This is a genomic window from Caballeronia sp. LZ062, from assembly GCF_031450785.1.
Lineage (GTDB): Bacteria > Pseudomonadota > Gammaproteobacteria > Burkholderiales > Burkholderiaceae > Caballeronia.
This window is the reverse complement of sequence record NZ_JARTWB010000002.1, coordinates 1,826,712-1,847,354: the sequence shown is the minus strand read 5'-3', so window position 1 is coordinate 1,847,354 and position 20,643 is coordinate 1,826,712. Positions and strand designations below refer to the sequence as shown.

17 protein-coding genes and 1 pseudogene are annotated in these 20,643 nt (G+C 65.8%); 1 reads left to right on the top strand and 17 read right to left on the bottom strand.

The annotated features are described in order from the left end of the window. Positions 1-8: 8 nt before the first annotated feature. The 16 genes and pseudogenes from P9239_RS14720 to P9239_RS14650 all read right to left on the bottom strand — a co-directional run bounded on the left by P9239_RS14720 (position 9) and on the right by P9239_RS14650 (position 16,390). Positions 9-1,637, bottom strand: coding sequence for a glycoside hydrolase family 19 protein (locus P9239_RS14720; protein WP_309752054.1), 1,629 nt, complete (start codon positions 1,635-1,637; stop codon positions 9-11). A 267-nt stretch (positions 1,638-1,904) separates the two neighbouring features. Continuing rightward, positions 1,905-2,102, bottom strand: a pseudogene (locus P9239_RS23405) (carbohydrate-binding protein); the annotation flags it as partial. Positions 2,103-2,134: 32 nt separating this feature from the next. Then, positions 2,135-2,617, bottom strand: coding sequence for a type II secretion system protein (locus tag P9239_RS14715; RefSeq protein ID WP_309752052.1), 483 nt, complete (start codon positions 2,615-2,617; stop codon positions 2,135-2,137). Beyond that, positions 2,592-2,975 carry a prepilin-type N-terminal cleavage/methylation domain-containing protein gene (locus P9239_RS14710; protein ID WP_309752049.1) on the bottom strand — a complete coding sequence of 128 codons (384 nt, stop codon included), beginning with the start codon at positions 2,973-2,975 and terminating at the stop codon, positions 2,592-2,594. The genes P9239_RS14715 and P9239_RS14710 overlap by 26 nt, the downstream gene beginning before the upstream one ends. After that, on the bottom strand, positions 2,975-3,442 hold the full coding sequence (locus tag P9239_RS14705) for a type II secretion system protein (protein WP_309754061.1): 468 nt from the start codon (positions 3,440-3,442) through the stop codon (positions 2,975-2,977). Before P9239_RS14705 ends, P9239_RS14710 begins: the two co-directional genes overlap by 1 nt. Before the next feature lie 22 nt (positions 3,443-3,464). Beyond that, on the bottom strand, positions 3,465-5,417 hold the full coding sequence (locus tag P9239_RS14700) for a secretin N-terminal domain-containing protein (RefSeq protein WP_309752047.1): 1,953 nt from the start codon (positions 5,415-5,417) through the stop codon (positions 3,465-3,467). Beyond that, complete coding sequence (locus tag P9239_RS14695; RefSeq protein WP_309752045.1) at positions 5,414-5,974, bottom strand: hypothetical protein; 561 nt, start codon at positions 5,972-5,974, stop codon at positions 5,414-5,416. The genes P9239_RS14700 and P9239_RS14695 overlap by 4 nt, the downstream gene beginning before the upstream one ends. Beyond that, on the bottom strand, positions 5,971-6,492 hold the full coding sequence (locus tag P9239_RS14690) for a hypothetical protein (RefSeq protein ID WP_309752044.1): 522 nt from the start codon (positions 6,490-6,492) through the stop codon (positions 5,971-5,973). The genes P9239_RS14695 and P9239_RS14690 overlap by 4 nt, the downstream gene beginning before the upstream one ends. Continuing rightward, positions 6,489-7,340 (bottom strand): hypothetical protein, encoded by an 852-nt coding sequence (locus P9239_RS14685; RefSeq protein WP_309752042.1) that lies wholly within the window; start codon positions 7,338-7,340, stop codon positions 6,489-6,491. Before P9239_RS14685 ends, P9239_RS14690 begins: the two co-directional genes overlap by 4 nt. Next, complete coding sequence (locus tag P9239_RS14680) at positions 7,337-8,134, bottom strand: hypothetical protein (RefSeq protein WP_309752041.1); 798 nt, start codon at positions 8,132-8,134, stop codon at positions 7,337-7,339. The genes P9239_RS14685 and P9239_RS14680 overlap by 4 nt, the downstream gene beginning before the upstream one ends. Positions 8,135-8,147: 13 nt before the next feature. Beyond that, positions 8,148-9,794 carry a GspE/PulE family protein gene (locus P9239_RS14675; protein WP_309752039.1) on the bottom strand — a complete coding sequence of 549 codons (1,647 nt, stop codon included), beginning with the start codon at positions 9,792-9,794 and terminating at the stop codon, positions 8,148-8,150. A gap of 4 nt (positions 9,795-9,798) precedes the next feature. Then, positions 9,799-11,004 (bottom strand): type II secretion system F family protein, encoded by a 1,206-nt coding sequence (locus tag P9239_RS14670; RefSeq protein WP_309752037.1) that lies wholly within the window; start codon positions 11,002-11,004, stop codon positions 9,799-9,801. Then, a complete protein-coding gene (gspG, locus tag P9239_RS14665; protein WP_309752035.1) occupies positions 11,001-11,486 on the bottom strand; it encodes a type II secretion system major pseudopilin GspG in 486 nt (161 codons plus the stop codon). Before gspG ends, P9239_RS14670 begins: the two co-directional genes overlap by 4 nt. Before the next feature lie 103 nt (positions 11,487-11,589). Next, positions 11,590-13,626 carry a glycosyl hydrolase family 18 protein gene (locus P9239_RS23400; protein ID WP_404980008.1) on the bottom strand — a complete coding sequence of 679 codons (2,037 nt, stop codon included), beginning with the start codon at positions 13,624-13,626 and terminating at the stop codon, positions 11,590-11,592. 462 nt (positions 13,627-14,088) lie between these two features. Next, the gene (gene argH, locus P9239_RS14655; protein ID WP_309752030.1) at positions 14,089-15,492 is read right to left on the bottom strand and encodes an argininosuccinate lyase; all 1,404 of its coding nucleotides are present in this window, start codon (positions 15,490-15,492) and stop codon (positions 14,089-14,091) included. Positions 15,493-15,547: 55 nt separating this feature from the next. Continuing rightward, complete coding sequence (locus P9239_RS14650; RefSeq protein WP_404980091.1) at positions 15,548-16,390, bottom strand: helix-turn-helix transcriptional regulator; 843 nt, start codon at positions 16,388-16,390, stop codon at positions 15,548-15,550. 131 nt (positions 16,391-16,521) lie between these two features. Between P9239_RS14650 and P9239_RS14645 the strand changes: the two genes are divergently transcribed. After that, positions 16,522-17,286: a class I SAM-dependent methyltransferase gene (locus tag P9239_RS14645; protein WP_309752026.1), complete on the top strand. Its 765-nt coding sequence runs from the start codon at positions 16,522-16,524 to the stop codon at positions 17,284-17,286. A 24-nt stretch (positions 17,287-17,310) separates the two neighbouring features. Here the strand turns inward: P9239_RS14645 and ppc are convergent, their stop codons facing one another. Then, entirely contained in the window at positions 17,311-20,463 is a 3,153-nt protein-coding gene (ppc, locus tag P9239_RS14640) for a phosphoenolpyruvate carboxylase (RefSeq protein WP_309752025.1), read from the bottom strand. Positions 20,464-20,643 lie beyond the last annotated feature (180 nt).

Genomic DNA, 20,643 nt, shown 5'->3' with positions numbered 1-20,643 from the left:
CGGCGCGTCTACTTCGTGTTGTCGATCACGACCTGTCCGTTGTATTCGACCTTGCCCCGGAAGAAGTAGTCCGTGCATGCCTTGTAATCGCCCGGATTGATGAGCGAGAAGGGCATGCCGTAGTCGACCACTTTGCATCCGGTCACGGGCTTGCCGTTGGCCCACGAATAATCCTTGTCCAGATACGCCTTGATTGCCGCCGCCGAACCTTCGTTGAAGCCGCGCATGTTGGCGCAGCCGAGCGGTTCCTCGGGCGGGATAGTGACGTTCAGTTCTCGCGCCATCTCCTTGTACGCGTTGATGCGGTTGGTGACTTGCGGCTGCTCCGCGCCGCCCTTGCCGCATTCGATGCCGCCGTTGATGATGAACACGGTTGCGCCAAAGCCCGGCTTCATGTTGTTGCCGAGGTCCACCGCGTTCGGCTTCCAGGTGCCGTCGATAGCCCACGTCATCGGCGGTTTGGGCGTTTGCGGCGTCACCGCGAACCAGATCGCCGACGCGAAATTCAGCCACGTATCGGCGACGCGGCCCGGATTGTCGAGCAGAACGTTCGGGTCGTTGTAAAGCGCCTGCGAGAAAGGCCCGAAGTTGTAGTTCCACGATAACTGTTTCGCGCCGCGTCCGAAGTAGTCGAGATAGCGGCCTGCGGAATTCTTCGCGCACGCATAGAAGATCCAGTTCGTCGCGTGCGAGCCCGGCTCGCATTGTTGATACGCGCCTACCGCCGAGCCTTCCTGATAACCCGATTCGCGTAGGAACCACAGCGCCTGCTGCCAGAACGGAATGGGCGTGTCCTGCGGCATCTTCGCGAGCACGGCGTTGTTGTGATCCGGATAGCCCGAGCGCACTTGCGCCGGCGTGAGCGTGGGCCAGTTCGCGCCGGTTTCCTGCGTGAAGTGCGCGAACGATGTCGCGAGCAGCTTGCGGCAGATGGCGAGCGCATCGCGTCCGTCGGTGTAGTCGCCGCAATAGGCGGGGAACTTGGCGACGCCGCGCAGGAAGTTCACATACGAGTAGTGGATGTCGCGCACCGGAAAAAGCTGGTCGAACTTCTGCTCGTTGACGATCGACTCGACACGCCTCACGTTGGACGGGTTCGCTGCGCGGCCCGGAACGACGGCGTTGACGTCGTCGTCGGGCAAGACGCGCAGGGCGTCGCGCACGATTGCGATAAGGCCGTTGGTCTGATCGACGAGCGTCTTTTCGGTCGCGCTGAACTGCGCGGGCGTCGGATAACCAGCCGGTTCGGGAATGTAGGTGATCTTTGGTTTGTAGGCGGGCGTCGGGGCGGGCGATGGTGTCGGCGTTGGTGTCGGCGTCGGAGCGGGTGCAGGCGCAGGCGCGGGTGCAGGCGCGGGTGCAGGTGCAGGCGCAGGTGCAGGCGCAGGTGCAGGCGCGGGTGCAGGTGCAGGTGCAGGTGCAGGCGCAGGCGCGGGTGCAGGCGCGGGTGCAGGCGCGGGTGCAGGCGCAGGCGCGGGCGCGGGTGCAGGCGCAGGTGCAGGCGCAGGCGCAGGTGCAGGCGCAGGCGCTCCGCCACACGCGCCGAGGTCTTCCCAGACGCCATACGTGCCGGATTGCGCGGGGTTGTCCCCTTGCGTCCACCACTTGTTGCGATAGTTCCGACCGTTGTATGTCACGCGGCTGTCGGGCTGCGCATAGGTTTGACTCGACGACCACGCCGCATAGCATCCTGCAGGCGTTGGCGTTGGCGTTGGCGTTGGCGTTGGCGTTGGCGTTGGCGTTGGCGTTGGCGTTGGCGTTGGCGTTGGCGTTGGCGTTGGCGTTGGCGTTGGCGTTGGCGTTGGCGTTGGCGTTGGCGTTGGCGTTGGCGTTGGCGTTGGCGTCGGCGCGGGCGTCGGCGCCGGCGTGCCGCCGGCCGTGCCGACATCGCGCCATAAAGTCGGCGTGGACGATGGCGTCCATCCCGCACCGGGATAAGCCGTGTGCGTCTGCAACGCCTGATACACGCGCCCGTTGTAGGTCACGGTCGCGCCGGCCGAGTACGTGGTGCCCTCGCGCCAGGCTTCCTGCGCCAGCGCCGCGCCGGCATGGAGCAGCAATGCGGCGGGCAGCACCGCCAGCTTTCTTCGAATCGATGACATCTCAGTCCTCCACACGCGAACGTCCGCGGCGATCAGCGCCGGGTCATGCCTCTGTCGGGGAAATAGGTGAACTTCCACTCCGAATAGCTCGTCTGCGTCGCGAAGCTCGCGTCGCTGTCGGAGAATCCGTCCTTCTTGAGCGGCGCCTGAGTCGATGCGCTATAGACGCCGTACAACTCGCCGCCCGGTCCGCGAACGGTTTGCCATTCACCGCCCGTCATGGGATCGTCGTAGGGCTGGCGCAGATAGCGCCGCACGAACGACGCGCGCGGATCGCGCGTCAGATCCTTCAAGTCCCTCGGGAACGCGCCGCCCTTGTCCGCCTTCACGAAGGCTTCGATGCCCGCGCGTATCGCGTCGCCGCGACGCAGCAGTTCGTCTTCCTTGGCGCGTTGCTGCTGCGTGCTCCACACTTCGCCAACCTTCATCAGATAGATGCCGATGATCGCCACCGACATCAGCGCCCATAACATGCCGAAGCCGCGCTCTCTACCACGCGCTGTAATCGGTGCCATCTTTCGCCTTGCCCTTCGCGCCGCTGCGCACGTTGTAGACGCCCGGCGTGCCGTCGGCGGGCTGCTCGACCGTCCATGTCGTGCGGCTCATCGAAACCGGGTCGAGCGGGATTTCGCGCAGATAGTGTTTCTGCACCAGTTCGTCGAGCGTTTGCGGATAGCGGCCCTGATCGGCGCGGAAGTGGTCGATCGAATCGCGCATGGCGGCGAGATTCTCGTGCAGCACGGTTTCTTTCGCCTTGTCCGCCTGGCCGAAATAGCGCGGGACGACGATCGTAAGAAGCGTCGCAATGATCGCCAGCACGACGAGCAGCTCGATCAGCGTGAACGCGCGACTCAGCCTGCGCAGCTTGGCCATCACCATCTCCTGTAGGGGACGCCGTTGAGTCCCGTGCCTTCGGAAAGCGAGTACACGTCGTACACGTCGTCGCCTTCGGCGGGCGATTCCGCGTCGCTCGCGTAGCTGCGCTTGCCCCATGTCGCCTCGTCCGAACGGCTCGGGCAATCGCACATCGGGTCGCGCGGCACGCGCCGCAGGAAGTAGATGCGCGCGTGCGTCGGATTGGTCTTGTCGACCACGCCTTCGACGAGCGTTTCGAGCTTCGGCGGATAGCCCGGATCGCCCGGCGCGCGGTCCATCTTTCCTTCGTCGCCGGCTTTCTTGTACGCGTCGATCGCATCGCGAATGCTCCACAGCGCGCGACGCAGTTCGTCTTCCCGCTGATGCTGTGCCGCCACCTCGGCGAGCGGCGCGGCGACCATCGCGAGCGCGGCGAGAATGGCGAGCGTCACCAGCAGTTCGATGATCGTGAAGCCTCGTTGCATCGTCATGGGCCGGCGTTCCGGATCAGGGCTGCGTGCGCGGCGGCGTATCGGGCGCGGCGACGGGCGACAGGCGTGGCAACGGCGGCGGCAGCGCGCCGACGGGCTGCGGCGGCGCGGGCGGCTGCGGCGGCGCAGGCGGCGGGGAAATCTGCGGCGCAGGCGCTGGCACAGGCGCAGGCGCAGGCAGAGGCGCCATGCGCGCGCTCGGATTGCCGCCTACGACATCGCGTTCGGTCGTGATGCGGCTTTCCGTGCCCGAATCGAATTGCACGACGTTGCCTGCGGGAACCGCCTGACTGCGCACGATGCGCGGCGTCAGCAACAGCACGAGCTCGGTTGCGTGCGCGTCGTCGGTGCGGTCGCCGAAAATGCGGTCGAGCAGCGGAAGGCGGCTGATTCCCGGCAGCCCGCTCGCGGCGGCGCGCTCGTTGCGCTGAAGGAGGCCGGCGAGCATCTGCGTTTCATTGTTGCGCACGCTCATCACGGTGTCCGCCGTGCGCGTGCCGATCTGATACGCGACGAGCCCCGTCGATGTCGTGATCGTATCCGTCACGTTCGACACTTCCATGTGCAGCTTCACCTGCACTTCGTCGCTATTGACGATGACGGGCGCGACCTCCAGCGACAGTCCGACATCCTGATAATTGACGCTCTCCGAACTGAAGTTGCTCGACAGCGTGGTCGTCACGACAGGCAGGCGATCGCCGATCAGCACCTTCGCCTTTTCGCGATTGCGCACGCGGATGCTCGGGTTCGCCAGCGTGCGCGTCTTGCCCTGCGTCTGGAGGAAGTCGATGCCCACCGGCCCGATACGCACGAGCACGTCGCTGCTGTTGAGGTTGTGCAATTGTTGGAGCGTGACGGTGTTTTGCGGCAGCGTGGTCTGATCGGCGGCGGTGCCGGACTGCAATCCGAACACGATGCTGTCCGGATACTGAATGCCCAGATGCAGCAAGTCCGATGACGACACTTCGAGAATCTGCGCATCGATGACGACTTCGGCGGGTGTCACGTCCAGCGCGCGAATGATGCGCTCCGCCACCTTCAGCGTTTCGGGCGCGTCGCGCATGATGATGGCGTTGGTGCGCTCGTCGAGCACGGCATCGCGCGTCTTGACCATCTGCTTGAGCACGCCGAGCACCTGCGCCGCCGAGGAATTCGTGAGGTAGAACGTGCGCACGACGAGATCGCGGTACTCCGTTTCCTTGTCCGGCCGCTTCGGATAGATGAGGAGCGCGTTGTCGCCCACGACCTTGCTCGAAAGCTGATTGGCCTGAAGCACCATCGTCAGCACTTGCTTGACGGGCGTATTGCTGGCGTAGATGGTGGTCGGCGCGCCCGACTGCACGTCGTGATCGAAACTGAAGTTCAGCCCCGTGATATTCGACATCAGTTCGAAGATGCTGATGAGCGGCTGATCGCGAAACTGCACGGTGATCGGCTGATCCATGTCCTTGTTCAACCTGGGCGCGAGATCGGCGGCTTTCGGCGTGAGCAGATCGTCGCGCAAACGCGCGGCGCGGGCGTTTTCCGGCTGCTTGGCGAGCGTGTCGGTGGCGATGGCAAGCGCCGCCTGCGGCTGGTCCAGCCGGATCGACTCGGCGTATTGCAGCGCGCCGTCGATGGCCGCCTGCCGGTCGATCCACTCGATCAGCTCGCGCGGCTGGTCGTCGCCGGGCGCGGCGGCTTGCGCACGGCGCGCCCACGCGAGCGCCTGTGCCGGGTCGCCCGCGCGGTACGCGACTGTCGCGCGTTGCAGGTATTCGACCGACATGCGGCGTCGCAGGCTCATGTACCAGCTTCGGATTTCGAGATCGTCGGGATATTCCGCGCTCTGCTGCGCGAGCAGATCGAGTTGCGCGTCGGGCGGCATGCCGGCGAGCCGGTTTTGCAGATCCTGACGATGCAGTTCGCCCGCGCACGAGGTCAGAAGCGGCAGTAGCAGCCACATGGCCACGTTTTTCAGCCGGATCATTCGATTCCTCCGATTGGCAGCGTTTGCTGACGCTTGAGCGGCAGATACGTGAAGCGAACCTGCTTGCGGTCGATCTCGTCGATCCGGTACGCGTTGAGGATGGTGTCGCCACGGTGCAGGAAGCCCTTGTTCGGGCAGTTCGCACAGAGCGCGAACTCGCGTCCGGTGCCGGACAGCACGATGTAGAACGCGCCACGCGAATCGAGCCACAGCGAGCGCACGCTGAAGGGCAGCGGCGGCGGTTCGGGCGGCGGCGGCTTGACGGAACCGGGCGGCGGCGGTGGCGGCGGCGGGGGAGGAGGCGGTTGCCAGTTCTGGCTCGGAAACAGATCGACGGGCGCGCTCGCGGCATCCGCGACGGACTCGGGCGCAGGCGTTTGGGGCGCGCTGGCAGGCGGCCGCGGCGCGGCTGCACGCGGTGTCGGTGTCGTCGCGGAGGGCGCGTCGCCCTGCGTTTTGCCCCGGAAGTACACGAACACGATCAGTCCGAGCGTCAGCGCGAGCAGCAGCAGAAGCGGCCGCGAGACCTTCAGTGTGCGCGTGTCGAGGGCCTTCATTTCGACGCTTCCACGACGAACGCGCATTGCAGACGCACTTCCAGATCCGTCGCGCCGATGTTCGGCCGCGAGATCGTGACGCGCTCCCAGCGCGTGCCGGGCAAGGTCCGCATCTCGAAGACGAAATTGCGCAGCGGGAGATAGCGGCTCGTGAAGGTCGCCTCCACGATATACCGGCGCAGCGACGAATTCTTGTCCTGCGCGGCGAGCTGATAAGTGACTTGCGGAATGGTCAAGCCGTTCTTCGCAGCGATGGCGTGCATGCTGTGAAGGAAAACGAAATATCGCTGTTCGGCGCTGACGGGCGCGACCGCTTCATCGGGCGACGACGGCGGCGGTTGCGTGAGCTTCGCGGCGCGCGCATCGAGATCGGCTTCGCGCGCGGCGATGTCGCGGCGCAGCGGCACGATGTCCGCGAGCGCGATCATCGCCGCGCCGCCGATCAGCAGCAGCGCGATCAGCCCGAACGTTCCGAGACGCCACTGCAGGCGGCGCAGTTCCCACGTCCAGCGGTTCATCGGCGGCCTCCGGACGCGTGGCCTGCGGGCGTCGGCGGCGCGGGCGGGTGTCGCGCGGGCGACGGTGACGCTGATGCTGGCGCAGCAGCCGGCGCTGCAGTCGGCGCGGACGCGGGCGAAGCAGTCGCCGATGAGTCCGGCGCGGAGGACGCTCCGGAGGCCCGCGCGGTAACCGGCGCTGACGCGGGCGAAGCGGTCGCGGATGGGGCCGGCGCGGAGGACGCTCCGGAAACCCGCGCGGTAACCGGCGCGGACGCGGGCGAAGCAGTCGCGGATGAGGCCGGCGCGGACGGCGCTCCGGAAACCTGCGCCGACGGCCCCGCCGACGCGCCGCCGAATGCCTTCCATGTCACCTGCAACGACGTTTCCACCGACGGCGCCGGCGGGCCCGGCTTCTCCGTCTGCCGCTTGAGCGTCACGCTTTCGGTTTGCGGCTGCGCCTGAAACCAGTCGGCGTAAGAGATTGCTTCCTGCACCGAGCGCGTCTCGAACTGCATGTTGATCTGCCGCGATGCCGTCACGATATCGATCGTGAGAAACGCGATATTCGGATGCCATCCCGCTTCGATCAGATCGCGCGCCGGTTCGGCCGCATAGCGTTGCTGCGCCATGAGCGCGGCGCTGCGCGCGTCGGCGCCGCCGCGATGCGCGTTGCTGATGCGCGCGAATTGCGCTTCCTTCCTCGCGACGACGGACTCGCGGTCGTCGAGCGCCTCGCCTCTCGCGTGAAGCGCATCGCGGACCTGCATCGCCGCGATCACGGCGGCGACGCCCACGACGAGCGCAGCGAGCCCCGCCGCCGCGCCCGGACGATTCGCGCGATGCAGATCGATGCGCGGCGCTTTCATGGCGCGTCGTCCCAGGGCGCGCGAAGCCATTCGATGCCCGCCGCCTGTGCCGACCAGCGCGTGCCATCGCCCGGGCCGATCACGTAGCGGCGCGCGGGCGGCGTATCGGCGCAGAGCGCGAAGGCATCGCGCAGCACATCGTCGAGCGTGCCGGCCAGCGGCAGCGTGATGAAGCCCGTCCAGCCGCCGCCGTTGCGCAGTCCGATCTGCGCGACGGTCGCGCCGTCGTCCACCGTCTCCAGCGCGACGATGGCGATGGAGCCGTCGCGAATCCGCGCGGCGTGCCGTTGCAGCGCGAACGTGTAGCCCGGCTCGATGCCGCCCAGCATCAGCCTGCGCGCCTTGCACATCTTCCCGATGCCCGAGCACAGCGCCTCCGGCATCGCGGCGGCGAGACGTCCGCATCGCCAGTTCCCGTCGGTCGCGGCAAAGCGCGATGTTTCGCTGCCTGCGCCCGTCTGCAACGACTGCACGCGCGCGGCCGGAATCCAGTCTTGCGGCCTTGCGAGCGGCTGCCACGGCAGCGCGTGATAGCGGGCGAACGGCGCGCCGGCAACCACGCGCAGCACATGCAGACCGAAACCGGACGGCTTCGGTGCGAGCGTTTCGATGGCCTTGAGCGCCGCCGCGACATCGCCGGGCGTGAACGGATCGGCGCTGCGAGCCGTGCCGGGCACGCGTGCGCGACCGCCTTCCAGCAGAATCGTCGTGCGGCTGAAAACGCCGGAAGCGGCGGAGCTCGATGCCGCCGCCTTCGCGCGCAGGGACTCGATGTGATCGGAGAAACGCGACATCGTGCGCCTTGCCTCAGCTTTCGACGATCGTGACGCGATTGACTTCGGCGAGCGTCGTGCGCCCGTCCGCCACCGCACGCAACGCGATCTGCCGGATCGGCACGAAGCCGTTTTCGTACGCGAGCTGCTTCAGTTCCATGATCGGGCGCCGTTCGACGAAGCACTGCTTGATCGCATCGTTCAGACGCAGCACTTCCGCGATCGGCTGACGCCCGAGATAGCCGGTGCGCCGGCACATCTCGCAGCCCGCGCCGCGCCTGAAGCGCCAGTGCGCGACCTGCTCGCGGGAAAGTGCGGAGGCGCGCAGCGTGGCGTCATCGGGGGGATCGTCATCGCGGATGCAATGCGGGCAGTTCTTGCGCATCAGCCGTTGCGCGACCGCGCCGAGCAGGGCATCGACGAAACTGTGCATGTCGACGCCCATGTGCAGAAACCGGTCGAGCACGGAGAACACGTTGTTCGCGTGCACCGACGTCAGCACGAGGTGGCCCGTGAGCGCCGCCTGCACCGCGATGTTCGCCGTCTCGCCGTCGCGGATTTCGCCGACGAGAATCTTGTCCGGATCGTGACGCAGAATCGAGCGCAGCCCGCGCGCGAACGTCAGCCCCTTTTTGTCGTTGATCGGGATCTGCAGCACGCCCGCGAGTTCGTATTCGACCGGATCTTCGATGGTGATGATCTTCTCGTCGCCGGTGTTGATCTCGGTGAGCGTGGCGTAGAGCGTCGTCGATTTGCCGGAGCCGGTCGGTCCGGTGACGAGCAGAAGGCCGTATGGCTCGTGCGCGATCTTGCGGATCGCATGGACGATCTCCGGCTCGTGACCGATCGAATCGAGCCGCAGCGCACTCGCCGTCGCCTCGCCGCGCTGTTTGTCGAGCACGCGCAAGACGGCATCCTCGCCGTGGATCGACGGCATGATCGACACGCGAAAGTCGATTTCGCGCTGATTGATGATCGCCTTGAAGCGGCCGTCCTGAGGAATGCGCCGCTCGCCGATGTCGAGATCCGCCATGACCTTCAGGCGCGAGAGCACCTGTTCCGCCGTGTCGGTGCCGTTCGCTGTCGCCGTTTCCTGCAACACGCCGTCGATGCGGTACTTGATGACGAGTCCCGTCGCCGTGCTCTCGATGTGAATATCCGATGCGCGGGCCCTGAGCGCGTCGTACAGCGACGAATTGACGAGCCGTATTACCGGATGCGAGTCGGCGGCTAGCGTCGCCAGCGTGATCTCGACGCCCGCGTCGGCAACCGCGGCCGACTGGCCTTCGACATTGATCTGTGTGAGCGCCTGGTGCGCCGACTCGTGCAGCGCGAGGAACGCCATCAGCTCCGTCGGCACGCAGAAGGCGAAGGCGAACGGCTTCTTGATGCGGTTCATCGCCCAGGCGCGCAGGAGCGGATCGAAGGGATCGGCGAGCAAGAGCCAGAGCTTCGCCTCCGTCGCTTTCGAATCGGCGGCGAGCAGGCACTTGCGCGATAGGGCGTCTCCGAAGGAGAGCAGGTCGAAGCGCGGTTCGAGCGTTTCGAGCGCGGCGGCGTCGAACCCGCGCAAGTGAAGCATGCGCGCGACCGTCTCCAGATAGGCGGCGGGATCGTGTCCCGCGTCCTCCCAGACCTGTTGCTGACGCCGGCGAGCCGGTGCGCTGACGACCTGGTTCATGATGTCACCCCACGGCGCCCGCCAGTTGGAAGATCGGCATGTACAGCAAGAAGATGATCGTCCCGACGATGCCGCCGACCGCGAGCATCAGCACCGGTTCGACGACGCGCATGAGCGTGTCGATGGCGCGATCGAGTTCCTCGTCGCAGAACTCGGCGGAGCGCGTCACCATGTCGGCGAGTTCGCCGCTCTGTTCGCCGACGCGAATCAGCCGCTCGGCGACCGGCGTCGTCAGGTTCGCGGCGGGCAGGGCGCCGGATAGCGGCTTGCCTGCGCGAATTTCGCCCAGCGCCTCGGACAACGCGCTCTGCAAATGCGCGGGCAACACCTGCGCGGCCAGTTCGAGCGAGGTCACCATCGACATCCCGCCCGCGAGCAGCAGCCCGAGCGTGCGATAGAAGCGCGTGAGGCCGAAGAGGCGCTGATAGTCCGCGAGCTTCGGCAATCTGAAAAACGCCGACATGAGCCGCTCACGAACCTTCGCGCTGCGCAGCGACAGGCCCGCGCCGACCATCGCCGCGAAGAGCGCCGCGAGCAGCACGCCGCCGTGCGCTTCGACGAGATTGCCCCACGCGAGCATCATGCGTACGGTGAGCGGCATGTCCTTCATCGTCGCGAAAACCTGGCTGAACTTGGGGATCACGTAAAACGCCATGAAGAGGATGATCATGGCGCCCGTGCCGATGACGATCGACGGATACACCATCGACGACACGACCTTCTTGCGCACCGTCGAAAGCCGCGCGTCGTAATGGTGATAGCGTTTCAGTGCCTCGGCGAGATGCCCGGTCTGCTCCGCCGACGCGACCGTCGCCACATACAGCGGCGGAAAATGCTCCGGCTGACGTTCGAGCGCGCGCGAGAGCGGCTCGCCTTCATACAGCGCCGCGACGATGCCTTGCAGCACGGCCCGGTTCAACCCTTCCTTGCTCTTGTCGCGCAGCGTTTCCACCGTTTCGACGAGGCTGAGCCCAGCTTCGAGCAACGCGATGAGTTCCTGCGTGAAGAGCCCGCGCTCGAATACCGGTTTGCGCAGCGAGAAGCCGCGCTTCTTCGCGTCGAGCGGCGTCGCATCGACGAGCGAGAAGCCCATTTCCGCGAGCCGCATGCGCAACTGCGCTTCGTCGTCGGCGTCCAGTTCGAGATCCTGCGGGCCGCTTTCGCTATCCACCCGGGCGCGATATCGCATGATGACCGGTGCGCTCGTCATTTGTTGACGATATCCGCGTCCTCGCCCGAGCCGCCGGGCTTGCCGTCGGCGCCGTAGGTCATCAGGTCGTAGTCCTTGCCGCCTTCGCCCGGCGAGCGATAGATGTACGGCTTGCCCCACGGATCGTTCGGGATCGCGCTGCTCATGTACGGGCCGTCCCATCCGGTCGCGTTGCCCACGTTGGTCGTGAGTGCGGCGAGGCCGGCGTCCGTGCCCGGAAAGTGTCCTGTGTCGAGCCGGTAACGATCGAGCGCGCTTTCGATGCCCTTCATCTGCGAGGCGGCCGTCTTGCTGCGCGCCTTGCCCACTTCGCCGAAGAGCTTCGGCCCGACATACCCCGCCAGCAGCGCGATGATGAGCAGCACCACGAGCAGTTCCAGCAGCGTGAAGCCGCGCTGCGGCCAGCGGGTGGCGCGCTCTGCGAGCCGCGCGCGCAAGGCCGCCGCCGTCGGGCATGCGGCTTTCGATGAAGGTCCGTGCATGGCTGCTCCCGGCAAAGTTCGATATGGCGCGGTACGGTCCAATACGTCGCGATAGGCGCGGCGGCGCGTCACCTCGTGCGCAACGCGCGCTTTCGGTGGCGAATCACTTGAGTCCGTCGCTCATGATTTTCAGCAGCTCCGCGTTCGGCCCATCACCGTCCAGTTCCCAGGCGAAGGAGCCGCGCAGGCTCTGCGCCTTGACGTAGTCCATCTTCAGCCGAACGGCGGCCGGGGAGTCGTAGGACCACCAGTTGTTGCCGTCGAACTTGTAGGACGTCTTCGCGACCGGATGTTCGTAGAGCGTGCCCGCTGCGCTCTTCAAAATGCGGTAATCCTGAATCCCTTCCTCGTACTTGCCCGGCGCGGGTTTCGTCGCCTTCTGATAGAGGCCGTTGCCGCTCGGTCCCGCGCTCACGCCGGACCAGCCGCGTCCGTAGAACGGGATTCCCACGACGATCTTCGTCGTCGGCACGCCCGCGTTGAGGAGATCCTTCACTGCACCGTCGACGTTGTAGGTCGGCGCGTACTGGCCTGCCTTGTAGTTCGGGCTGTCCGGATCGCCATAGAGGGGCGCCTGAAAGTCCGTCGGGCCGTTGGCTTCCCAGCCGCCATGGAAGTCGTAGGACATGATGTTGATCCAGTCGAGCGACTTGCTGTACTCGGCCGGCTCGGTCATCGCGATCTTGTCGCCGCCCGCGCCGATGGCCACGGTCAGGTAATAGTGCTTGCCGTTCTGCGAGCCGATTGCATCCAGTTGCCTGCGGAACTCGGCGAGCAACAGCGTGTAGTTCTTCTTGTCGTTCGGGTCGACGACGTTGTACGGCTGGCCGCCGCCGCCCGGGAATTCCCAGTCGATGTCGATGCCGTCGAACACGTTCGCGCCGATGCCTTCGCCGCCCGCATTCGAGCCTGAATCGAACGGCAGATTGCCCTTGATGTAGACATCGATGCACGACGCGACCAGTTGCTTGCGCATTGCATCCGTCGATGCAGCCTTGCCGAACCACTTCGACCACGTCCATCCGCCGATCGAGATGATGATCTTCAGGTTCGGATATTTGGCCTTCAACTGCTTCAGCTGGTTGAAGTTACCTTTGAGCGGCCCCGCCTTGCCGCTGCCGTAGCGCGGATCGTTTTGCGGAAAGTCCCAGGCGTCGGCCTGGCCGCTGACGGCTTCGTTCGCGGAGAAGCCTTTCTGATAGTCGGCCCATGCATCGCCGCCGGTGCCTGCATCCGGCGCGCTCGGATTGGTCGCGCCCGGCTCCGCCTTGTTGACGATGCCGCACTCGAAACCGCCGTTCTTTTGATAGATGTTGCCGAATGCGTAATTGATGAACGTGAGCAGTTTGGCCGAACCGGTCGTGTCCACGTCCCTGATCTTGTAATTGCGATCGTAGATGCCCCATTGGGCGAAATAGCCTCCGATTTCGCGACCGCCGACGGGCGCGGGAGCCGGTGCTGGTGTTGGCGTGGGCGTGGGTGTTGGTGCTGGTGCCGGCGTTGGCGTTGGCGTTGGCGTTGGGGTAGGCGTTGGCGTAGGCGTAGGCGTAGGCGTTGGCGTCGGCGTTGGGACGGGCGTTGGCGTCGGTGTCGGCGTAGGGGTAGGCGTCGGCGTCGGCGTCGGCGCCGGGACGGGAGTCGGCGCCGGAGCTGGCGTCGGCCCGCCGGAGCAAGCGCCGATGTCCTGCCACACGCCGTATTGCCCGGATTGCGCCGGGTTCTCGCCTTGAGTCCACCACTTGTTTTGGTAATTGCGCCCGTTGTATGTGACACGGCTGCCCGCGTTCGCATAAACCTGCGATGCCGACCACGCCGTGAAGCAGGCAGTGGGCGTCGGTGCAGGCGTCGGTGCTGGCGTCGGTGTTGGCGCTGGAGCCGGAGCCGGCTCCGGCGATGGCGTTGCGCCCGACGCCCCAAGATCTTTCCACAACGTCGGCGTCGAAGAGGGCGTCCATCCCGCGCCTGCATAAGCGGTGTGTGTCTGAAGCGCCTGATAGGTGTGGCCGTTGTAAGTGACCGTGGTGCCTGCCGGATAGGTTGCGCCTTCTTGCCACTCGGCAGCTGATGCGGGCGCCGAGTAGGCGACCACCGCAGCCAAAATCAGCGACAAAACTTTGGATTGCTTATCAAGACGATTCATAAAACGCCCCTGCCACGTTTGTTATGCGTTGTTCGTTTCGATTTCTTGCGCGAGCCGTGGCGTTCGACGTGATATGCGGATCGCCAGCGCGAGGTCATGCGGATGTAGTGATAGCCCAGCCATTCACGCTAGGCAAGTTCCAAAAGGAGAACAGATAACTCTGAAATTCGACTGCAAGAGCCGAGGCACCACAAACCGCCCATCCGTTTCTTGATTCGATCTATCAGGAAAGGCACGGCTTGGTGGATGCCGAACCGGTCGTTTCCGACGGCGGTTCATACGGGATCATCATGCCGTTCGACGCCTATGCAAGACGTAAACGCAATGGCGCATTGAACTTGCAGAACGCATCGTGCCGACCTCCTGAGCAATGCAATGCTCGTCCGGTTTCGCGAATGCGGCAAAAAAAAAGACCCGCCGAGGCGGGTCATGCAGATCGTGACGATGCCGCGCAGACGGCTTTCAAAGCGCCTCGCGTGCTGCCTTTGCCGCCGCGCGCACCTGATCCGGCGCGGTGCCGCCCGGATGATTGCGGCTCGCGACCGACCCTTCCAGCGTCAAATACTCGAACACGTCCTCGCCGATGAGATGCGCGACGTTCGGCAACTCGATGCGCATCGCCTCGAGCGACAGGTCCGCGATATCGCAGCCGCGATCGTCGCAGATGCGCACGGCGTGCGCCACGGCCTCGTGCGCATCGCGAAAGGGCAGGCCACGCTTCACGAGGTAGTCCGCGAGATCGGTGGCGGTCGCGAAGCCTTGCAGGGCCGCCGCGCGCATGGCCTGCGGCTTCACCGTGATCCCCGCCGCCATTTCCGCGAAGATGCGCAGCGTGTCGGCGACCGTATCGACGGTATCGAAGAGCGGTTCCTTGTCTTCCTGATTGTCCTTGTTGTACGCGAGTGGCTGACCCTTCATCAGCGTGAGCAGCGCCATGAGATGGCCGTTCACGCGGCCCGTCTTGCCGCGCGCGAGTTCGGGCACGTCGGGGTTTTTCTTCTGCGGCATGATGGACGAACCGGTACAGAAGCGGTCCGCGAGATCGATGAAGCCGACGCGCGGGCTCATCCACAGCACGAGCTCTTCGGAGAAGCGCGACACGTGCGTCATGATGAGCGCCGCCGCCGCCGTGAATTCGATCGCGAAATCGCGGTCGGACACGGCATCGAGCGAATTCGCGCAGATGCCGTCGAAGCCGAGCGTCTTCGCCACCGCGTGACGGTCGATCGGATAGCTCGTGCCCGCGAGCGCCGCCGCGCCGAGCGGCAGCCGGTTCACCCGCTTGCGGCAATCGCGCATGCGTTCGGCATCGCGCGTGAACATTTCGACGTAAGCGAGCAGGTGATGCCCGAACGTCACCGGCTGCGCCACTTGCAGATGCGTGAAGCCGGGCATGATGGTGTCCGCGTGCTTCTCCGCCATGTCGATGAGCGCGAGACGCAGGTCCTTCAGCAACTCGCCGATGCGGTCGATTTCGCCGCGCAGCCACAGGCGGATATCGGTCGCGACCTGATCGTTGCGCGAACGGCCGGTGTGCAGCCGCTTGCCGGCATCGCCGATCAGCGCGGTCAGCCGCGCCTCGATGTTCAGGTGCACGTCCTCGAGATCCAGCTTCCACTCGAACTCGCCGCGCTCGATTTCGCCCTTGATCTGCGCCATGCCGCGCTCGATGGCCGCGAGGTCGTCCGCGCCGATGATCTTCTGCGCCGCGAGCATGGACGCATGCGCGAGCGAACCCTGAATGTCGACGAGCGCGAGCCGCTTGTCGAAGAACACCGACGACGTATAGCGTTTGACGAGCTCCGACATCGGCTCGGAGAAGCGAGCCGACCAGGCTTCGCCTTTTTTGTGAAGTTGGGACGTCATGGTGATGTTTTCGGCGTGCGAGGCGTCAGAAAGACGAGAATTTTAACATTCGGGGCTACGCGTCCCCGACCAGAATCACGAGCTTCAGGTCTTCCCGATGCGCCGGCTTGAACGTGATTTGATTGAACACCACGCGCCCGCGCGACGGATGATCGAACGCGCGCTCGCCGCCTTCGCGCTCGAACACGTCCTGCGACGCCCAGTAGCGCGCGAAGGCATCGCTCGCGGCGCTCAATGCGTCGATCAATGCGCGCGTCGGCGGATCGTTCAGATGGCGGATGGAATCGGCGCGAAATTCGGCGGCGAGCCGGCGCGCGCGCGTTTCCCAGTCGACGATCAGCGCGCGCGCCGCCGGCGACGTGAACGTGTAGGTCAACAGGTTGCGGTCGTGCTCGCCATCGAGCCAGCCGACGAAAAGCGCCGCCGCCGGCGCGTTCCAGCGCAGCGCGTTCCACTGGCGGTCGAGCACGTAAGCGGGCGCGTCGATCAGCCCGACGGTCTGCAACAGCGCGGCGGGGACGTCCTGCGCGGCGGGATCGGGCTCGGCGGGATCGCGCTGCGCAGCCAGTTCGAAGAGATACGCGCGTTCGGCGCGCGACAATTGCAGCGCGACGGCGATGCGCGCGAGCGCATCGGCGGAAGCGGACACCGGCCGGCCCTGCTCGATCCACGTGTACCACGTCGGGCTCACGCCGCACAGTTGCGCGACTTCTTCGCGGCGCAGGCCGGGCGTGCGGCGGCGCGGGCCGGGCGGCAAGCCGACAGCGAGCGGGGACAAGCGTTCGCGATGCGTGCGTATGAACTCGCCGAGCGCGCGTGCGGGCGTATCGGCGAGCTTGTCTTCGGTTCGGTTCATGGGAACTTCAGGTGTAGCGTGGGCGTGCGACGGGTGGTTCAGATACCAGAATAACCAGTCAACTTGTACCGGTACAAAGCGAGCTCTATTGTAGCGGCAGGCCGGCGCTGCGACGCCCGGCTTCCGGCGCAGAAATGCATACAAACGCCCACAAACACCATGCGGAGTCCACGATGAAACACCACGAACAGGTCGCCGACGCGTTCGGCTCGACCGCCGCCGCGTATCTCACGAGCCAGGTCCACGCGAGCGGCGCGGATTTGCAGAACCTCACCGCGACCTTCGCCGCGACCTGCGGCAACGCCACCGTGCTGGACATGGGCTGCGGCGCGGGTCACGCGAGCTTCGCGGTGGCGCCGCACGTGAAGGAAGTCGTGGCCTACGACATCGCGCCGCAGATGCTCGCCACCGTCGAAACCGCCGCGAAAGAGCGCGGACTGACGACCATCCGCACGCAGCAGGGCGCGGCCGAAACGCTGCCGTTCGACGACGCGTCGTTCCACTGGGCGATCAGCCGCATGAGCGCGCATCACTGGCGCGACGTGCCGAAGGCGCTCGCCGAAGTGCATCGCGGGCTGAAGACGGGCGGGCGGCTGAAGTTCATCGACATCGCGGGCATCGACGATCCGCTTTACGACACGCATATTCAGGCGATCGAAGTGCTGCGCGACGCATCGCATGTTCGCGACTATCGCGCGGACGAATGGATCGCGATGCTCGACGCAGCCGGCTTCGATGCGCGCGTGACCGAACGCTGGCGCATTCCGCTGGAATTCGAATCGTGGGTGACGAGAATGCGCACGCCGCCTGAGCGCGTGACCGCGATCAAGTCGATGTGGACGAGCGCGCCCGAAGAAGTGCGCCAGTACTTCGGCGTGAAGGACGACTTCTCCTTCGAGCTGGACGCGTTGATGATCGAGGCAAAGCGGCGCGACTGAAGCCGCTTTGCCTCGCCGCGACCGTCAGCCGGTATTGCGCAGACCCGCGGCGATACCGTTGATGGTCAGGTGAATGCCGCGCCGCAGCCGCACGTTTTGATCGCCCGCGCGGTGGCGCTTGAGCAGTTCCACCTGCAAATGGTTGAGCGGATCGAGATACGGGAAGCGGTTCTTGATCGAACGCGCGAGCAGCGGGTTGTCGGAAAGCCGCTCGCTTCGGCCGGTGATCTCGGTGAGCACGTGACAAGTGCGCTCGTGTTCGGCCACGATCTTGTCGAACACGAGCTTGCGCAGCTTCTTGTCGCTGACGAGTTGCGCGTAACGCGACGCCACCGCGAGGTCGGTCTTCGCGAGCACCATGTCCATGTTCGACAGCAGATTCTTGAAGAACGGCCAGGTCTTGTGCATCTTGCGAAGCGCTGAAAGACGGCGAGTGCGCTCGGCATCCGACCCGGCTTCGTCGAGATAAGCGGTCACCGCGCTGCCGAAGCCGTACCAGCCGGTCAAGAGCAGACGGCACTGACCCCACGAAAAGCCCCACGGAATCGCGCGTAGATCTTCGATTCTCCGATGCTTCGGGTCCTGCAGCTTGCGCGACGCCGGCCGGCTGCCGATGTTCAGTTCCGCGATTTCGGCAATCGGTGTCGAGGAGAAGAAGTAATCGGTGAAGCCGGGCGTCTCGTAGACGAGCGCGCGATACGCCGACATCGCGGCGTCCGAAAGCGTCTGCATGGTCGCTTCGAACTGCGGCAGTTGCGCGGGCGCGTTCTCGTGCGGCAAGAGCGTTGCTTCGAGCGTCGCGGCCACGACCGTTTCCAGATTGCGCCGCCCGATTTCCGCGTTCGCGAACTTGCTCGCGATCACTTCGCCTTGCTCGGTGAGCCGAATCTGGCCGTCGACGGTGCCCGGCGGCTGCGAAAGAATCGCCTGATACGTCGGACCGCCGCCGCGCCCAACGGTGCCGCCGCGCCCGTGAAAGAGCCGCAGCGTCGTCTTGCGTTCCTTGAAGAGCGCGACCAGCGCCAGTTCCGCGCGATACAGCTCCCAGTTCGACGTAAGAAAGCCGCCGTCCTTGTTGCTGTCCGAATAGCCGAGCATGACTTCCTGCTCCTGGCCCTGCGCCTCGATCAGCTTGTCGATGCCCGGCAGCGCGAAGAATTCGCCCATGATGACGGGCGCATTGCGCAAGTCCGCGATGGTTTCGAAGAGCGGAATCACCATCAGACCGTCGCGCGCGGCATCCTCGTTGTTGCCGAGGCAGCCTTTCAGCACGCCGGTTTCCTTTTGCAGCAGCATCACTTCGAGCAGATCGCTGACGGTTTCCGTGTGCGAAATGATGTAGTTGCGCACCGCCCGCGCGCCGAATTTCTCGCGGATGACGCGCGCCGCTTCGAGCACGCCGAGTTCGCTTTTCGCGAGGTCGGAATACTGCGCGTAAGGCAGGCGCAGCGGCCGCGGCTGTCCGAGTTCCTTCAGCAGCACGTCGCGCTTCTGTGCTTCGTCGAGCGACGCGTAATCCGCGACGACCCCCGCGCGAGCAAGCAGTTCGGCCACGACCGCCTCGTGAATGTCCGAGCTTTGCCGCAAGTCGATGCTCGCGAGGTGAAAGCCGAATACTTCCGATGCCCGCGCGAGCGGCGACAGGCGCTGCGCCGCCAGCGACGCGCCGTGGTTCTGCGCAAGCGATTCGATCAGCACGTTCAGGTCGCGCGTGAACTCGGCGGCGTCCGCATACGGCGTCGCGCGAATCGGGGCCGCGCCGCGCCCGGCGCTGCGCACCGCGACGACGCCTTCGCCGAGCCGCACGCGCGCGCTCGCCGCGAGCCGCGTGTAGATGCCGATCAGCGCGCGCCGGTACGGCTCGTCAGTGCGATGCGGCGAGTGGTCGGGCGAGGCATCGGCGAGTGCGAGCAGCGCATCGCTCGCTCCGGCCAGCAGATTCGACACCGACAGTTCCGCGCCGAGCTTGTGCACCTCTTCCAGATAGTGTTCGAAGATGACGGTCGCCTGCCGCGTGATGGCGGCGTCGAGCGTCTCGGCCGTGACGTTCGGATTGCCGTCGCGGTCGCCGCCAATCCAGCTTCCCATCTGAAAGAACGGCGGCAGGCGCGCGGGCAGGCCGTGCTCGGCGAGCGCGGCTTCGATATCGGCGTACAGCGCGGGAATTTCGGCGAGGAAAGTCGCGCGATAGTAGGAGAGCGCGTTCTCGATTTCATCGGCGACGGTCAGACGCGCGTCGCGCAGCATCCGCGTCTGCCAGAGCGACGTCACGCGTGCGCGCAGCACCGCTTCGTTCTGCGCGCGTTCGCGGGCGGTCAGCTCCTGATCGCGCTCGGCGAGCAGACGCGCGATGTCGTGTTGCGCGTCGAGAATGCTCTTGCGCTGCACTTCGGTCGGATGCGCGGTGAGCACCGGAACGATCAGCGCGTCGTCGAAGAAGGTCTGCAACATCTTGCGCGTGGCGCTGACGTTTTTCTGCTCGCGCATGCGCTCGATGGCATAGGCGATGGTGCCCGGCTGCGGCGCGGAGCCCGCGAGCGCGTGAATGCGGCGGCGGCGGTTGTGATGACGGTCTTCCGCGATATTCGCGAGATGCGAGAAATAGCTGAACGCGCGCACCACGGACACCGTCTGCTCCGGCGACAAGCCACGCAGGCGCTTTTCCAGCGTCTGCGAGGCGTCGACGTCGTCTTCACGGCGGAACTTGACGGCCGTCTGACGAATCGCCTCGACCATGTCGAACACGGCGTCGCCTTCCTGCTCGCGCAGCACTTCGCCGAGCACGCGGCCGAGGAAGCGGATGTCTTCGAAGAGCGGGCGGTCTTTGTCGTCGCGGGCGCGGTTCGCAGGTTTCGCGCGTTCGGCGGAATCCGCGGACTCCGCGAGCCGCGCCGGCTCGGCGGACGCTCCGGCGGCGTTCGCATCCGAGAGCGAAGCGGCTTTGGCCTTCTTCGACGGCTTCGCTTCTTTCGCCGGCTTGGCGGCCTTGGGCGCCTTTACCACCGCCTCGACGCCCGGCTTCTCCTTGACCGCGACGGCCGCCGTGGACGCTTTCGCGGCGCCTGCGGCCCGCGTTTTCGAGATGGAAGGCGACGCCGCCGCGATGGACGTGTCGGACGATGAGTCGGGCGATGCGGCGTTGCGGCGCGCCGTGCGGGCCGATGCGGAAGACGTCACGTTGAGTTCCTCTCTGATGCGAAGCCAGGGACCATCGACGGGTACGGCGGGCTGCTAGGCGGCCCGTACGGGGCCGCGCGAAGCGTGTCATGCGGACCAGCAAAAACGGAACGAGCGCGAGGCGTCCGGGCGTGGCGCGTGTGTCTCCCCATGCGCCGCGCCCGCTTTTCGGCGCTCCGA

Bases quoted from the DNA above. Each gene is read 5' to 3' on its own strand.
- P9239_RS14715 (WP_309752052.1), bottom strand. From the start codon at position 2,617: ATGGCACCGATTACAGCGCGTGGTAGAGAGCGCGGCTTCGGCATGTTA.
- P9239_RS14710 (WP_309752049.1), bottom strand. From the start codon at position 2,975: ATGGCCAAGCTGCGCAGGCTGAGTCGCGCGTTCACGCTGATCGAGCTG.
- P9239_RS14705 (WP_309754061.1), bottom strand. From the start codon at position 3,442: ATGCAACGAGGCTTCACGATCATCGAACTGCTGGTGACGCTCGCCATT.
- P9239_RS14700 (WP_309752047.1), bottom strand. From the start codon at position 5,417: ATGATCCGGCTGAAAAACGTGGCCATGTGGCTGCTACTGCCGCTTCTG.
- P9239_RS14695 (WP_309752045.1), bottom strand. From the start codon at position 5,974: ATGAAGGCCCTCGACACGCGCACACTGAAGGTCTCGCGGCCGCTTCTG.
- P9239_RS14690 (WP_309752044.1), bottom strand. From the start codon at position 6,492: ATGAACCGCTGGACGTGGGAACTGCGCCGCCTGCAGTGGCGTCTCGGA.
- P9239_RS14685 (WP_309752042.1), bottom strand. From the start codon at position 7,340: ATGAAAGCGCCGCGCATCGATCTGCATCGCGCGAATCGTCCGGGCGCG.
- P9239_RS14680 (WP_309752041.1), bottom strand. From the start codon at position 8,134: ATGTCGCGTTTCTCCGATCACATCGAGTCCCTGCGCGCGAAGGCGGCG.
- P9239_RS14675 (WP_309752039.1), bottom strand. From the start codon at position 9,794: ATGAACCAGGTCGTCAGCGCACCGGCTCGCCGGCGTCAGCAACAGGTC.
- P9239_RS14670 (WP_309752037.1), bottom strand. From the start codon at position 11,004: ATGACGAGCGCACCGGTCATCATGCGATATCGCGCCCGGGTGGATAGC.
- gspG (WP_309752035.1), bottom strand. From the start codon at position 11,486: ATGCACGGACCTTCATCGAAAGCCGCATGCCCGACGGCGGCGGCCTTG.
- P9239_RS23400 (WP_404980008.1), bottom strand. From the start codon at position 13,626: ATGAATCGTCTTGATAAGCAATCCAAAGTTTTGTCGCTGATTTTGGCT.
- argH (WP_309752030.1), bottom strand. From the start codon at position 15,492: ATGACGTCCCAACTTCACAAAAAAGGCGAAGCCTGGTCGGCTCGCTTC.
- P9239_RS14645 (WP_309752026.1), top strand. From the start codon at position 16,522: ATGAAACACCACGAACAGGTCGCCGACGCGTTCGGCTCGACCGCCGCC.